This is a genomic window from Achromobacter aegrifaciens, assembly GCF_902859965.1.
GTDB classification, from domain to species: domain Bacteria; phylum Pseudomonadota; class Gammaproteobacteria; order Burkholderiales; family Burkholderiaceae_B; genus Achromobacter; species Achromobacter aegrifaciens.
This window is the reverse complement of the sequence record NZ_CADIKO010000002.1, coordinates 337115-351990: the sequence shown is the minus strand read 5'-3', so window position 1 is coordinate 351990 and position 14876 is coordinate 337115. Positions and strand designations below refer to the sequence as shown.

The window sequence follows — 14876 nt, the reverse complement described above, 5'->3', positions numbered from 1 at the left end:
CCCTACTACATATGGTGTCAGTCATGCATATCCAGCACATCCTCAAGCGCGACGGCCGGGTCGCGGAGTTCGACCGCGACAAGATCGCCCAAGCCATGGCGGCGGCCGGCAACAGCACGGGAGAACTGGACCTGGCAGGCGCGCAGGCCTTGACCGACACCGTCATCGCCGCACTGGAAGGCAACCCCTGCCCGGGCGTCGAGACCATCCAGAACCGCGTGGAAGAAGCCCTGGTGCAGGCCGGCCATTGGCGCACAGCGCGCGCCTACATCGTGCACCGCGAACAGCACGCCCGGCTGCGCGCGCTGCGCCACACGCTGGTGGACGTGGAAAGCGCGATGGAGGAATACCTGGACCAGCGCGACTGGCGCGTCAACGCCAACGCCAACCAGGGCTACAGCCTGGGCGGCCTGATCCTGAACGTGGCCGGCAAGGTCACCGCCAACTACTGGCTGTCCAACGTATTCGCGCCCGAGGCGGGCCGCGCCCATCGCGAAGGCGACATCCACATCCATGACCTGGACATGCTGAGCGGCTATTGCGCCGGCTGGTCGCTGCGCCAGCTGTTGACCGAAGGCTTCAACGGCATCCCCGGCAAGGTCGAAGCCACGCCGCCACGCCACATGTCCGCGGCCATCGGCCAGATCGTCAACTTCCTGGGTACGTTGCAAAACGAATGGGCCGGCGCGCAGGCCTTCAGCTCCTTCGACACCTACATGGCGCCCTTCATCCGCCGCGACGCCATGACGTACGCGGACGTGAAGCAGTCCATGCAGGAACTCATCTACAACCTGAACGTGCCCAGCCGCTGGGGCACGCAGACGCCCTTCACCAACCTCACGTTCGACTGGACCTGCCCGCCGGACCTGAAGGACCAGATCCCGTATATCGGCGGCGAGGAAATGCCCTTCTCCTACGGCGACCTGCAGACCGAGATGGACATGATCAACCGCGCCTACATCGAAGTCATGATGGCTGGCGACGCCAAGGGCCGCGTGTTCACTTTCCCCATCCCGACCTACAACATCACGCCCGACTTCGACTGGGACCACCCCAACACCGAGCGCCTGTTCGAGATGACAGCGCGCTACGGCCTGCCCTATTTCCAGAACTTCCTGAACTCGGACCTGGAGCCGCACATGGTGCGCTCGATGTGCTGCCGCCTCCAGCTGGACCTGCGCGAACTGCTCAAGCGCGGCAACGGCCTGTTCGGATCGGCCGAGCAGACGGGGTCGGTCGGCGTGGTGACGGTCAATTGCGCGCGCCTGGGCTACACCTGCCGCGGCGACGAAGCACGGCTGATGCAGCGGCTGGACCACCTGCTGGAACTGGGCCGCGACGTGTTGGAAACCAAGCGCAAGGTGGTGCAGCGCTATATCGATCAAGGCCTCTACCCCTATACCCGCCGCTACCTGGGCACCTTGCGCAATCACTTCAGCACGCTGGGCGTGAACGGCATCAACGAGATGGTCCGCAACTTCACGGCCGACGCCGAGGACATCACCACCGCCGCGGGCCATGCCCTGGCCGTGCGCTTGCTGGACCGCGTGCGCGACCGCATGACCGAGTTCCAGGAAGAGACCGGCCACCTGTACAACCTGGAAGCCACGCCCGCCGAAGGCACCACCTACCGCTTCGCCCGCGAAGACAGGAAGCGCTATCCCGCCATCCTGCAGGCGGGCAGCGAGACGCAGCCCTACTACACCAATTCCAGCCAGCTGCCGGTCGGCCACACCGACGATCCTTTCCATGCGCTGGAACTGCAGGAAACGCTGCAGGGCAAGTACACCGGCGGCACCGTGCTGCATCTGTACATGAACGAAGCGGTTTCTTCTTCCGCCGCGTGCAAGCAGCTGGTGCGCCGCGCACTGTCGAACTTCCGGCTGCCCTACATCACGGTCACGCCGACCTTCTCCATCTGCCCCAACCATGGCTATCTGGCGGGGCACCATGAGTTCTGCCCGAAATGCGATGCCGAACTGCTGGCCAAGCAAGCGGCATGCTGCACCCCGGCCTAGGACCTGTAAACGACAGGCCCCGGACCGGACCGCCGGGCAACCGCCCGGCATCCACTCCATAAGGAACCGCCATGCAAACCTTGATCGCTCCCGAAGTCACCACCGCTCCCGCCGCGCAATTGGACGACAGCCAGCGCGTGCGCTGCGAGATCTGGACCCGCGTCATGGGCTACCACCGCCCCGTCACTTCCTTCAACACCGGCAAACAGGGCGAATTCAATGAACGCCGCTTCTTCGTCGAACGCCGCGCCTGAGGGCGCCACGCGAGCCGCCGCGTCAGCCACGGGCTGCGGCCCGGGCACGCGGCGGCTGACGGCGCGCCCGGCCTACCCGGCCGCGCCGCAACCGGTGGCCCAGCCCTTGCCCCGGCATTCGCATGCCGTCGGCGGGCTGGTGCCGTTTTCCACCGTGGACTGGCCCGGGCAACTGGCGGCGGTCGTATTCATTTCGGGCTGCCCCTGGCGCTGCCACTATTGCCATAACGTCGAGCTCCAGACCCGCGCCGCCCGCTACGACTGGCGCGAGGTCCGCGCCTTCCTGGAGACGCGCAAGGGCCTGCTCGACGCCATTGTTTTCTCCGGCGGCGAGCCCTTGAGCGAACCGCGCCTGCCGCAGATGATCCGCGACGTCAGGCGCATGGGCTACCGCGTCGGCATGCATACCGCCGGCATCTATCCGCTACGCCTGGCCGACGTGCTGCGCCATCTGGACTGGATCGGCCTGGACATCAAGGCCGATGCCCAGGGCTATGACGACATCACCGGCCGCCGCGATTCACAGCGCCCCGCGCTGGCCTGCCTGACGCAACTGCTGGCGGCCGACATCGACTTCGAGTGCCGCATCACCTGGCACCCGGACTGGCTGGACGAGACCCGGCTGCTGACCCTGGCCCGCGAGCTGGCGCGTCGCGGCGTGCGCCGCTTTGCCGTGCAAGGCGCGCGCCGCTCGCCCGATGCGCCGCCGGTACGCGCGCTAAGCTCGCCGGCCCTGGCGCTGCTGATGCAATGGTTCGAGGAGTTCTCCTATCGCTGAGCCAGGTGCTGCCGCATGGTGGCCAGAAAACGAGGCGATCCCACCGCGCCCACGTTGCAGCGGGACCACGGCGACACCGCCGTGGGATCCACGCTGAACACGCGTCCCGGCGCCATGGTGACCTTCTCGGGTATCAAATCGGCCGCCAGCTTGAGGGAGTCCTCTACACCCGGAAAGGTCGACCACAGGTACAGCGAACTGGTCGGCCGGGTGTATACCCCGGCGCCGAGCGCGTCCAGCACCTGCAAGGCATGGCCGGTCGCCGCCTCCAGCCGCTGGCGCAGCCTGACCAGATGCCGTTCGTAGTGCCCTTCGCGCAGCATCACGTCCACCATGCGTTCGCAATACTCTGAGCTGCTGACATGCACCAGCGCCTTCAGGTCGGCCAGATCGCTGGCCAGGGCCGCGTTGCATGCGATAAAGCCCACCCGCAGCGCAGCCGAAAAGGACTTTGAAAAACTGCCTATGTAGATCGTGCGTTCCAGCTGATCCAGCGCCGACAGGCGCACGGCCGAGGTGGGCTTGAAATCAGCCAGCGGATCGTTCTCTACCACCGTCAGGTTGTAGCGTTCGGATAGTTGCAGGACCTTGTAGGCCTTGGCGAGCGAGATGTCCGAGCCAGTGGGGTTGTGCGCCAGCGACTGGGTGAAGAACAGGCGCGGCTTTTCGCGTTGCAGCAGCGCTTCCAGTGCAGCCACGTCGGGGCCGTCCGCCAGGCGCGGCACGCCCAGCATGCGCGCGCCGGCCAGCTTCAGTTTGCCGAACAGAGGGTAGTAGCCGGGGTTGTCCACCAGCACGGCGGCGCCCGGCGGCACGAAATAGCGGATCACCAGATCCATGGCTTCGTTCGCCCCTTGTGTCAGCACCAATTGCGGCGGCGCCGCGTTGATGCCCACGTCGCCCAGTTTGCGCACCAGGCTCTCGCGTAGCGGCGCATAGCCGAAGCGGCTGCCGTATCGGAACAAGGCGCCCAACCCGGTGCGCACCACCTTCTGGTGATAGCGGTCCATGCGCATGTCCGCCAGCCATTCCACGGGCGGAAAGCCGTCCCCCACGGCCACGGCGTCGGGCTGGGTCTTGAGCTGTTCGCGCATCAGCCACACGATGTCCATGGCGCGGCTCAACTGCCCTGGCTCTTCTTCCGCAGCCTGGCGCGCGAACTTCGTCTCCAGCACGAAAAAGCCCGAGCCCCGCCGCGGTTCCACCAAGCCTTGCGCCACCAGCATTTCAAACGCCACCACCACCGTGTTCTTCGCATAGCGATGCAACTGCGCCAGTTCGCGCAGGGACGGCAGCTTGTCGCCCGGCCGGTAGAGGCCATCGGCAATCTGCTGGCCGATCAACTTGGCCAGGCTTTCGGCGATGGGCGCGGCGCGCTGGGGCCTGCCGCCGGTGTGTGCTGCTTCCACGCGCGTCTTCCTGTTGGCTGGACTATCAGAATTGGTGCAGTGCAATGGTACTGTTTGCCAAAACTGTACCTCTCAATAGCGGTACAGTTTACCTAGAATCAGGCCACTTGATTCTTATACGGAGACACCTCATCGTGGCCGATTCACGCCTGCCCAACTTCCGCGCCCTGACCCCCGCGCAACGCCTGACAGCCATCGCCGACGCCGCCGCGCTCACGCCCGCGGAGCGCGCGCTGCTTGCCCAACCGGGCGCGCTTGGTCTGGACCGCGCCGACGGCATGATCGAGAACGTCATCGGTTCGTTCGAGCTGCCGCTGGGCGTAGCCGGCAATTTCCAGGTCAATGGCCGCGACGTGCTGGTGCCCATGGCGGTCGAAGAGCCCTCGGTGGTGGCGGCCGCATCCTACATGGCCAAGCTGGCGCGCGAATGCGGCGGCTTCGAAACCTCCAGTACCCGCCCGCTGATGCGCGCGCAGGTGCAGTTGCTGGGACTGGGCGACCCGCAAGGGGCGCGCCTGGCGTTGCTGCGCGAGCGCGAACGCATCGTCACGCTGGCCAACAGCCGCGACAAGGTGCTGATCGAGCTGGGCGGCGGCTGCCAGGACATCGAGGTCCATGTATTCCCCGACACGCCGCGCGGTCCCATGATCGTGATGCATCTGATCGTGGATGTGCGCGACGCCATGGGCGCCAATACGGTCAATACCATGGCCGAGGCCGTGGCGCCGCTGGTCGAACAAATCACCGGCGGCTCGGTGCGGCTGCGCATCCTGTCCAACCTGGCGGACCTGCGCCTGGCCCGCGCCCGCGTGCGTCTCACGCCGCAAGTCCTGGACACCAAAGAGCGCAGCGGCGCCGAGATCATCGAGGGCGTGCTGGACGCCTACACCTTCGCCGCCGTCGATCCCTACCGCGCCGCCACGCACAACAAGGGCATCATGAACGGCATCGACCCCGTCATCGTTGCCACCGGCAACGATTGGCGCGCGGTCGAAGCCGGCGCCCACGCCTATGCCAGCCGCTCGGGACGCTACACCTCGCTGACGCAATGGGAGAAAGACAATTCGGGCGCGCTGGTCGGCACGATAGAAATGCCGATGCCGGTGGGCCTGGTGGGCGGCGCGACCAAGACGCATCCGCTGGCGCAGGTGGCGCTGAAGATCATGGACCTGCGCTCCGCCCAGGAATTGGGCGAAATCGCCGTGGCTGTGGGCCTGGCGCAGAACCTGGGCGCGCTGCGCGCACTGGCCACCGAAGGCATACAGCGCGGCCATATGGCCTTGCACGCCCGCAACATCGCGCTGGTGGCCGGCGCGACGGGCGCGGAGATCGACGCGGTCGCCAAGCGCATGGCTGCGGAAAAAGACGTCCGCACCGACCGCGCGCTGGCCTTGCTGGAGGAACTGCGCAACCCGCGATGAGTTTGTCCCGCAAGGTCAGGCGGCTTTGCATGCAGCGACAGGCGCCCCTCGCGGGCCCTGGACAACGACAGAGGCGGCGCACGGACTCCCCGGATGCCGCCCGACCACAGAGGAGAGAGACATGAAACCAAGCACCCCGGCGCCCTCCTGGCGCCTGGCGGAAGTCTGGAGCGACACGGTGGATCTGCGCCAGTTGGCCTGGGCCATCGGCCTCGGCATCGTCATCAGCGTGGCGGGCTTCTACGCCGCCAGCCGCTGGCTGCGCGGCATCGTGGCATCACCCGAACTTGCGCACGCCTACGCCATGCTGGCCGGCCTGGCCGGCTGCGTGCTGGCGGGCGTGATCTGCGCCCGGCTGTTTCCGCCCAAGCGCGAAGTCATCGAACACAGCGCCGCCCATGATCCTGCCTGGCGCGCCGAAGTCCTGGCTGAACTGGCCGAGCAACCGGGCGGCCTGGGCTCCCTGGCGGACCTGCCTGAACCCACCAAGCGCGAACTGAAGGAACTGGGTCTGTACGAACTGTTCGCCGAAGCCGCCGCCCAACCCGCGCAACCGCAACCCGCCGCGGCAGCGCAGGCCGGACCAAGCAAGGAGGCGCTGGCATGAGCGACCCCATCCTGCTTGAACAAATCATGGTGGCCGCCGCGATGGGGCTTTTGGGCGCGGTGGTGTTCGCGGCCATCGGCCTGGTGTCCGGCACCGACGAAACCACCACGCTGGCGCCGCTGACCCTGCTGGTGGTGCTGCTGGGCGTGCCGCCCGCTGGCGTATTCACTTTCTTCCTGGCCGGCGCGGTCGCCAAACACATGACGCACGCAGTGCCCACGGCCCTGCTCGGCATCCCGGGCGACACGCTGGCCACGCCGCTGCTGCAGGACGCGAACATGCTGCGCAAGCTGGGCGTGCCGCACATCGCTCTGCGCAAGATGGTGTCCGGCGCCATCGTCGCGGCCTTCGTGGCCGTGCCCCTGGCCGTGCTGTTCGCGGTGCTGCTGGCTCCGTTCGGCGCCGCCATCACCAAGTCCGCGCCCTGGATCTTCCTGGCCGCCGCGGTGCTGATCGCCTATTTCTCGGCCGGACGCTGGGCCGCCGTGGCGCTGCTGGTGCCCTTCGTGGTGGTCATCATCGCGCTGCAAAGCCTCACGGCCAAGTACGGCGTCAAGCTGAGCATCAGTTACTTCCTGGGCATCGCCATCGGCCCGTTGATCGCGGATCTGTTCACGGTGATCTCGCCCCAGGGCCGCTCGCGCATGATGCGCGACAAGGTGCGCACGTTCTCGCTGGCGCCCGACGTCAAGGGCTGGTCGGGCTATTTTCCCAACCCGCTGAAGGTCATGGACCGCACGCAGACGCGCTGGACCCTGGCCACGGCCGCGATCTCCAGCGCCACTTTCGTGTTCAGTCCCGTGGCCATGACCGTGGTGCTGGGGGAACTGGTCGGCTCGCGCATCAAGCATGCCTACCACCGCCTGACGACGGTGCTGAGCGCGCGCAACGGCGTGACCGAGGCCACCTACATCGCCGAGGCGCTGATCCCGCTGATCGCCTTCGGCCTGCCGCTAAGCCCGGTTGCCGCCGGCCCGGCCGCGCCGCTCTTCAACGCGCCGCCGCGCTTCACGGTGGATGCCGCATCGGGCCAGACCCACAACCTGCACAATCTGCTCAACCACTGGGAATTCCTGGGTTACGGCATGCTGGCGGTGCTGCTGGCCGCGGTCGTCTCCTATCCGTTCGCGATGAATTTCGCACGCCGCGCCGCGCTCTTCGTGTCGCGCAAGGTCAGCCATGAAGCCATCATCGCCACCTTCGTCGGCCTGATCATCGTCATCAGCATCTGGGAAGGGCAGTTCCTCGGCCTGCTGGTGATCCTGACCATGGGCTTGATCGGCGGCCTGCTGTCGCGCCTGTTCGGCTTCAATACGGGCGTGCAGTTCATGGGCTATTACACCGCCGTGCTGTCGGTGCCGGCAATCGTCAAGCTGCTAGGCTAATGGCCCCCACGCCGCGCCCCTGCGGGGCTAGCTGCCCCCCGAGGGGGCTGGCCCACCTTGGGGCGGCCCGGCGGTGGGCCTGCGCCTGGGAGGACCCCCACGCCGCGCCCCTGCGGGGCTAGCTGCCCCCCGAGGGGGCTGGCCCACCTTGGGGCGGCCCAGCGGTGGGCCTGCGCCTAAGCCGGGCCCTCCATTGTTCGCCGCTTGATCCTGCGCAAGGCGACGCGAACTCCCTTGCTCTAGCCTCTTTCCACTTGAAAAGAGGAAAGACTCATCATGACGTGGTTCAAATCACTCACCCTCGCCGGACGCGAATTGCTGCCCATTGTCCAGGGCGGCATGGGCGTCGGCGTATCCGCCCATCGCCTGGCCGGCGCGGTCGCCAGCCAGAACGCCATGGGCACCATCGCCAGTGTCGATTTGCGCCACCACCATCCCGACCTGCTGGAAAAAACCGAACGCTGCCATGATCGCGACGTCATCGACAGCGCCAACCAGGTCGCGCTGGACCGCGAGGTACGCGCCGCGCTGGACACCGCGCAAGGCCGCGGCCTGGTGGCCGTGAACGTCATGAAGGCGGTGCGCGACCATCCCGCCCTGGTGCGCCAGGCCTGCGAAAGCGGCGCCCACGCCATCGTGATGGGCGCGGGCCTGCCGCTGGACCTGCCCGAGATGACGGCCGACTATCCGAAGGTAGCGCTGGTGCCCATTCTGTCCGAGGCGCGCGGCGTGGCGGTGGTGCTGAAGAAATGGATGAAAAAGGGCCGCATGGCCGATGCCGTGGTGATCGAACACCCCGGCTACGCCGGCGGCCATCTGGGCGCGGCCCGGCTGGATGACGTGCACAGCGAGCGCTTCGACTTCCAGCATGTGCTGGCCGATTGCCACAAGCTGTTCCAGGAACTGGCGCTGGGTTCGGATGCGCCCCGCCTGATCGTGGCGGGCGGCGTGGGCAGCCACGAGCAGGTGCGCCATTGGCTGGCCAACGGCGCCGACGGCGTGCAGGTCGGCACGGCCTTTGCCGTCACCAGCGAAGGCGACGCGCATGAGAACTTCAAGCGGGTGCTGATTGACGCCGATCCGGACAAGCTGGCCGAATTCACCAGCGTGGCCGGCCTGCCCGCCCGCGCCGTGGAAACGCCCTGGCTGACGCGCTATCTGCGGCAGGAAAAGACCCTGCAAGCCAACACCCGCTGCGATGCGCGCCGCTGCAGCCAGCGCATGGACTGCCTGACGCAATGCGGATTGCGCGACGGCCTGGCGCGCTTCGGACAATTCTGCATCGACCTGAAGCTGGCGGCCGCCATGCGCGGCGAGGTCAGCCGCGGCCTGTTCTTCCGCGGCGCGTCCAAGCTGCCGTTCGGCAGCGCCATGCGCTCGGTGCGTGAATTGATGGACTACCTGCTGCACGGCGAGATGCCCGCCTCCGCCTGAAACAGGTCGGCCCAAACGCGGGGGCTTCCTAAAATAATTGAACGACGTACAATATTATTCGTCGTTCAATTATTTCCGCCCATGGATACCTCCGCCCTATCTCCATCCGAATCCGCCGCACCCGAAGCCGCCGCACCCGAAGCCGGACGCCGCGAACGCAAGCGCTTGCAGACCCTGGACCACCTGGCGCAGACCGCCTGGCGGCTGTTCGAGACCCTGGGTTATGACGTGGTCACCATGGAACAGATCGCCGCGCAGGCGGATGTTTCCAAGGGCACGCTGTACAACCATTTTCCCGTCAAGGAAGCCCTGCTTGCGCATCGCTTCCATGGCGAACTGGCGGCAAGCCAGCGGGAACTGCAGCCCGCGCTGCGCGCCCTGCCCACCCTCGCACAGCGCCTGACGCGGATACTGCATGCTTCGGCACATTGGTCCGAATCGCATCGGACCTATCTGGGGCCGTACCTGCGCTACCGGCTATCCACGCTGCAGCCCGGCGCGCGCGACGACGGCCGCTACCCACGCAGCGGCATGCAGGCGCTGTACACCGCGCTGATCGAAGAGGCGCAGGCGGCAGGCCAGGCGCGGACCGATCTGGATGCCGGACAACTGGCCCATCAGCTGCAATTCCTGTACCTGGGCGCGATGCTGCGCTGGCTGGACCAGCCCCGCAGCAGCCTGAAGGCAGAGTTCGATGCCGCCATCAGCCTCTTCGTGCGCGGCGTGACGCCCGAGGCGGCGGCATGAGCGCCGCCGCGCTGGACTGGGCCGCCGCCGCCCTGGCCGGCCCGCAGGCGGCCGGCGGCAAGGGCTGGCAGCTGGGCCGCATGTCGCAACTGGGCGTGCCGGTGCCCGACGGCTTCGTGCTGCCGGCAGCGTTGAGCCTGGCTCGCGAACCGGGCCAGGCATTGCCGCACGCTGTCGCCCAGGCGCTGCGCGATGAACTGGCCGCGCGCGGCTGGCTCGAACGGCCGCTGGCCTTGCGCTCGTCCGCGCCACAGGAAGATTCCGCGGGCGCCTCGTTCGCGGGGATCCATCTTTCCTGCCTGAACGTGCGCGGCGCGGATGCGGCGATCGACGCGGTCCGGCAGGTCTGGGATTCGCAATGGACGCCGCAGGCCTGCGCCTACCGGCAGAAGCTCGGCTTGAACCCGGCCGGAATGGCCGTGGTCGTCATGCCGCTGATCGACGCGGTCGCCTCGGGCATCGCTTTCACCCTCGATCCCGTGTCGGGGCGGCATGACGAGATGGTCATCCACGCCAACTGGGGCTTGGGCGAGTCGCTGGTCGACGGCGCGGCGCAAGGCGACGAATACCGCCTGCGCGAAGACTATCTGCGCCAGGCTTGGCCGCTGGTCGGCCGGCGCATCGGCGCCAAGCGCCACGCCAGCCAGGCCGCGGAAGGCGCCGGCACCTTGCTTGCTCCGACGCCGGCCGCGCGCGCTGCCCAGGCCGTGCTGAGCGACGCGCAGGCCGAAACCCTGGGCGATATCGTGCGCGACGCGGCGCGCGCGCTGGACTATGCCGGCGGCGGCTACGACATCGAATGGGTCTGGGATGGGCGGCGCTTCTGGATCGTGCAGGCCCGTCCCATCACCGCGGCGGCGCGCCACACCTATCCGGCGCTGCGCGCGCAGCCAGCCTATTGGTCGCGCGGCAACACCCGCGAAGTGCTGCCGCTGGCCATGTCGGCGCTGGAATGGGATACGGGGCGCGTCATGGCGCAGCGCATGCTGACCACGGGCTTTGAACTGAGCGGCTATTCCACCCTGCCGGGCGTGCGGCTGGCGGCGCTGTTCCAGGGCCGGGTCTATCTGGACGCCTCGGTCATCCAATGGCTGGGTTACGACGCGCTGGGCGTGCCGCCGAAAGCCATGAACGCGCTGCTGGGCGGTCCCCAGCCCGAAATCGCAGTGACGCCCCTGACGCTGGCGCAACGCCTGCGGCATGGCGCGCGCATCCTGCGCTACCTGCGCCGCGCAGCCCCCTTGCGCAAGCAGGCGGAACAGGATCTGCCGCGCCTGTTCGCCCGCGCCCAGGCCTGGCTGGACGAGCCCGCGCCCGCGTCCAACGCCGCGCTGGGCGCGCGCCTGCGGGAACAGTTCCACACGGTGCTGGCGGCGGATCAATTGTTCTTCCTGCAGGGCTCGGGCGGCGGCGCGCTGCACAAGCTGCTGGAACTGGTGGAGAAAGCCTGCCCGGGCGAAGGCCATGCGCTCACGGCCGCGTTGATGGCTGGCGGCGAACCCAGCGTGACCGCGGCGCAAAGCTATGCCCTCATGGCGTTGGCCAAGCTGGCCGCCGGCGACGCAAGCGTGATGGAGTGGCTGCGCGATCCCCAGCGCGACAGCGCCGGCTGGCAGCGCGCCTTGCCGGATGGAGCTCCCTTCAAGCAAGCCTTCGCGGACTTCCTGCGCCAATACGGCCATCGCGCCGTTTATGAAACCTATCTGCGCAACCCGCGCTGGCGCGAGGACCCCGGCTATCTGCTGGACAGCGTGCTGCAGTTGACCGACGCCGACCCTGCCGCGTTGCGCGCCCGGCAGGACAGCGCCGCAAGCCAGGCCCGGTTGCGCCTGCGCGCGGCGCTACCTTTCTGGCAGCGCCCGCTGATCGCCCGTCTGCTGGCCGCTGCCCGCATCGAGGGCAGGCAGCGCGAGGCCGCGCGCAGCGTACTGGTGGCCTATCTTGCCGCCGCGCGCCAGAACGCCTTGGCGCTGGGGCGCCGCTACGTCCACGCCGACGGCCTGGCCGCCGCGGACGACATCTTCCACCTGAATGCGGCCGAACTCTTCGCCCTGGCCGACGCCAGGCTGACGCCCGCCGCCGCGGGCCGCCGCGCCGCCCTGCGCCGCGCTCAATTGGAGTCCTGGGCCGCGACCCCCGATCAGGACGTCATCGCCGAAGATGCCGCAGGCGCCGCCACGGACATGCCGCCCCCCGCGCCTGCCGATGCCGGCGCCGCCGGATCCTGGCGCGGCACGCCTGCCGCGGGCGGCCGTGCGCGGGCCGGCGCTTTCGTCGCCCGCTCGCCCTCCGAAGGACTGGCCATGCCGGCCGGCGGCATCCTGGTCGCCGCGTCCACCGACCCGGCCTGGACGCCGCTGTTCCTGCGGGCCGGGGCCCTGGTCATGGAGGCGGGCGGCTACCTGTCGCACGGCGCCATCGTGGCGCGCGAGTTCGGCATACCGGCTATCGTCAATGTGCAAGGCATCATGCGGCAGGTCGTCACAGGCGACGTCCTGGAAGTGGACGCGTCGCGCGGCACGGTGCGGCGGCTGGCAGCCGCTTCCAGCCTGGGCGCATCCGACTCGTAGAAGCCCGCTAGCGCGCCGCGGCCAGGTCGAACTGGAACACCGCGCCCGATCCGGCGCGGTCCACAAGCCTGATCTCGCTGTGGTGCAGCTGCAGGATGCGCTGCACGATCACCAGCCCCAGCCCGCCGCCGTCGCCAGGGCCTCGATTCAAGGCGCTGGCCCGCGTGAAAAGTCCCGCGCGCAGCGCCTGCGGAATGCCCTCGCCCGTGTCGCTGACCTGCACCTGCACCAGGTCATGCGCGCTGCCCAGCCGCAGTTCGATCAGGCCGCCGGGCGGGCTGTGGCGGATGGCGTTGTCCAGCAGGTTGGTCAGCACACGTTCGATCAGCCCAAGGTCCGCGCGCACCGGCGGCAGTTCGCGCGGGATGTCGGTGGTCAGGCGTTGCTGGCGCGCCTCGGCCGCCAGCTCGAACTTCTGGATCACGTCCTGCACCAATTCCGGCAACGAAAAGGTCTCGGGTTCCAGCCGCACCAGCCCGGACTCCAGCCGCGCCAGTTCGAAGAGTTCCTGCGCCAGGCGGCCGACCTTGCGGCTCTGGGCCAGCGCAATGTCCAGGTAGCGGCGGCGCTCGTCCGGGTCCAGCGTCTGGTCCTTCAACCTCAGGGTTTCCAGATAGCCGTGCAGCGAGGTCAGCGGCGTGCGCAGATCGTGCGAGATGTTGGCGACCAGATCACGCCGCTGCTGATCCTGCCGGGTCAGTTCGCGCCATTGGTCGGATATGCGCTTGCCCATCTGCACGAAGCTGCGCCGCAGCACCGCGATCTCGTCGCCATTGCGCTCCGAGGCGTCACCCGGGCGCTCCAGCGCGGCCAGGGCCTGCCCGTCGTCGCCGTCGAAGGCGCGCACCGCGCGCGTCAGCCCGCGCAGCGGCCGCGTGATCAAGGCGAACGCCGCCAGGCCAGCCACCAGGCCCAGCAACGCGACCAGCGCGATCGACCACAAGGTCGTGCGCAGCACGGAGCTGCGCGACACGGCCATCGCCAGCGCGTCGTGCGCCTGCCCCTGCAACACCACGTAGACGTAGCCCTTGTCCTGCCCGCCCACGCGCACCGGCGCGGCGCTGAAGACTTTCTGCGCGTCCAGGCTGCGCGGGTCGTCGCCGGTGATGGGCAGCATCTCGCCGGCCAACAGGCGCTTGACCGGCCCCAGGTCGACACGCTCGCGCTTGATCTGGCCGGCGGGCGCGGCATCGCCCACGATGTGGCCGTCGTTGGACAGCAAGTAGACCTCGACCGCCGGATTCACCGCCATCAGCATGTCGAACAGCGAGCGCACCGCAGCGGGCTTCCAGCCGTTGGTGTCCATCAATTCGTTGGCGCCGGCGATATGCTGCGCCAGTCCGCTGGACAGGCGCTGGACCACCTCCTGCTCGTAGCGGGAATTGGCCGCGATCTGCAGCCAGGCCGAGGCGCCGCAACTGGCGAGCAACAGCAACGCAAACACGGCGGACAGCCGTTGGGTAAGCGTGAACCGCTTCATGATGCGCCTCCCGCGCCGCCCGGCCCCGCGGCGAATTTATAGCCCTTGCCCCAGACCGTCAGAATGCGCTGCGGATCCGACGGGTCCGCTTCGATCTTCACCCGCAGCCGGTTGATGTGGGTATTGACCGTGTGTTCATAGCCTTCGTGCTGGTAGCCCCATACCTGGTTCAGCAGATCCATGCGCGAAAAAACCTTGTCCGGGTGCCGCGCGAAGAAATGCAGCAGATCGAATTCACGCGGGGTCAGGTCCAGCCGGCGGCCGTCGACCTCGGCCGTGCGCGCCACCGGGTCGATGGCCACGCCGTGCAGGGCCAGGCTGCCGGCGTCGATGCGCGCGTTGCGCTCAAGCGCGTCGCTGCGGCGCAGGAGCGCCCGCACCCGCGCCACCAGTTCCAGCATCGAGAACGGCTTGGCCAGGTAGTCGTCCGCGCCCAGTTCCAGGCCCAGGATGCGGTGCACTTCGCTGGAGCGCGCGCTGGTGATGATGATGGGCGTATAGCGCGCCATGGCGCGGGCGCGCTTGCAGATTTCAAGGCCATCGATGCCGGGCAACATCAGGTCCAGCACCAGGGCGTCCCAGCCGCCTTCCTCCAGCCTGCGCATGCCTTCGTTGCCGTCGGCGGCATGCTCGACCGCGTAGCCTTCGTCCCGCAGATGCAGGCGCAGCAGTTCGGCGATGTGGGCGTCGTCTTCGACGATGAGTACGCGTCGGGGCGTGTCCATGGGCAGGAAACTCTAAAGGGGTTATGCGCCTATTGTCGCCAATCCGCG

The 14876-nt window shown here is 68.2% G+C and carries 12 protein-coding genes; 9 read left to right on the top strand and 3 right to left on the bottom strand.

Annotated features, from left to right (window positions below; genetic code table 11):
- The first annotated feature begins 23 nt into the window (after window positions 1-23).
- From HV793_RS12870 to HV793_RS12860, 3 genes are all read left to right on the top strand, one after another.
- The gene (locus HV793_RS12870) at window positions 24-2018 is read left to right on the top strand and encodes a ribonucleoside triphosphate reductase (protein WP_054456883.1); all 1995 of its coding nucleotides are present in this window, start codon (window positions 24-26) and stop codon (window positions 2016-2018) included.
- A 71-nt stretch (window positions 2019-2089) separates the two neighbouring features.
- Window positions 2090-2272: an anaerobic ribonucleoside-triphosphate reductase gene (gene nrdD / locus HV793_RS12865; RefSeq protein ID WP_054456820.1), complete on the top strand. Its 183-nt coding sequence runs from the start codon at window positions 2090-2092 to the stop codon at window positions 2270-2272.
- Complete coding sequence (locus HV793_RS12860; RefSeq protein WP_175160615.1) at window positions 2238-3050, top strand: anaerobic ribonucleoside-triphosphate reductase activating protein; 813 nt, start codon at window positions 2238-2240, stop codon at window positions 3048-3050. The genes nrdD and HV793_RS12860 overlap by 35 nt, the downstream gene beginning before the upstream one ends.
- On the opposite strand, the gene HV793_RS12855 is transcribed toward HV793_RS12860, so the two are convergent.
- Window positions 3041-4459, bottom strand: coding sequence for an aminotransferase-like domain-containing protein (locus tag HV793_RS12855; protein ID WP_054456819.1), 1419 nt, complete (start codon window positions 4457-4459; stop codon window positions 3041-3043). The two genes, HV793_RS12860 and HV793_RS12855, sit on opposite strands and share 10 nt — an antisense overlap.
- A 131-nt stretch (window positions 4460-4590) precedes the next feature.
- Between HV793_RS12855 and HV793_RS12850 the strand changes: the two genes are divergently transcribed.
- From HV793_RS12850 to HV793_RS12825, 6 genes are all read left to right on the top strand, one after another.
- Window positions 4591-5880 (top strand): hydroxymethylglutaryl-CoA reductase, degradative, encoded by a 1290-nt coding sequence (locus HV793_RS12850; protein ID WP_175213748.1) that lies wholly within the window; start codon window positions 4591-4593, stop codon window positions 5878-5880.
- A 121-nt stretch (window positions 5881-6001) separates the two neighbouring features.
- Window positions 6002-6487 carry a hypothetical protein gene (locus HV793_RS12845; RefSeq protein ID WP_054456818.1) on the top strand — a complete coding sequence of 162 codons (486 nt, stop codon included), beginning with the start codon at window positions 6002-6004 and terminating at the stop codon, window positions 6485-6487.
- Complete coding sequence (locus HV793_RS12840) at window positions 6484-7872, top strand: tripartite tricarboxylate transporter permease (protein ID WP_119451124.1); 1389 nt, start codon at window positions 6484-6486, stop codon at window positions 7870-7872. Before HV793_RS12845 ends, HV793_RS12840 begins: the two co-directional genes overlap by 4 nt.
- 276 nt (window positions 7873-8148) lie before the next feature.
- Window positions 8149-9306 carry an NAD(P)H-dependent flavin oxidoreductase gene (locus tag HV793_RS12835; protein WP_054456816.1) on the top strand — a complete coding sequence of 386 codons (1158 nt, stop codon included), beginning with the start codon at window positions 8149-8151 and terminating at the stop codon, window positions 9304-9306.
- Between the two features lie 81 nt (window positions 9307-9387).
- Window positions 9388-10053, top strand: a complete 666-nt coding sequence (locus HV793_RS12830) for a TetR/AcrR family transcriptional regulator (protein WP_119451123.1) — start codon at window positions 9388-9390, stop codon at window positions 10051-10053.
- Window positions 10050-12623 (top strand): PEP/pyruvate-binding domain-containing protein, encoded by a 2574-nt coding sequence (locus tag HV793_RS12825; RefSeq protein WP_175213270.1) that lies wholly within the window; start codon window positions 10050-10052, stop codon window positions 12621-12623. Before HV793_RS12830 ends, HV793_RS12825 begins: the two co-directional genes overlap by 4 nt.
- A 7-nt stretch (window positions 12624-12630) precedes the next feature.
- Here HV793_RS12825 and HV793_RS12820 read toward each other — a convergent pair whose 3' ends face one another.
- The gene (locus HV793_RS12820; protein ID WP_119451121.1) at window positions 12631-14103 is read right to left on the bottom strand and encodes a sensor histidine kinase; all 1473 of its coding nucleotides are present in this window, start codon (window positions 14101-14103) and stop codon (window positions 12631-12633) included.
- Entirely contained in the window at window positions 14100-14828 is a 729-nt protein-coding gene (locus tag HV793_RS12815) for a response regulator transcription factor (RefSeq protein ID WP_054456812.1), read from the bottom strand. Before HV793_RS12815 ends, HV793_RS12820 begins: the two co-directional genes overlap by 4 nt.
- Window positions 14829-14876 lie beyond the last annotated feature (48 nt).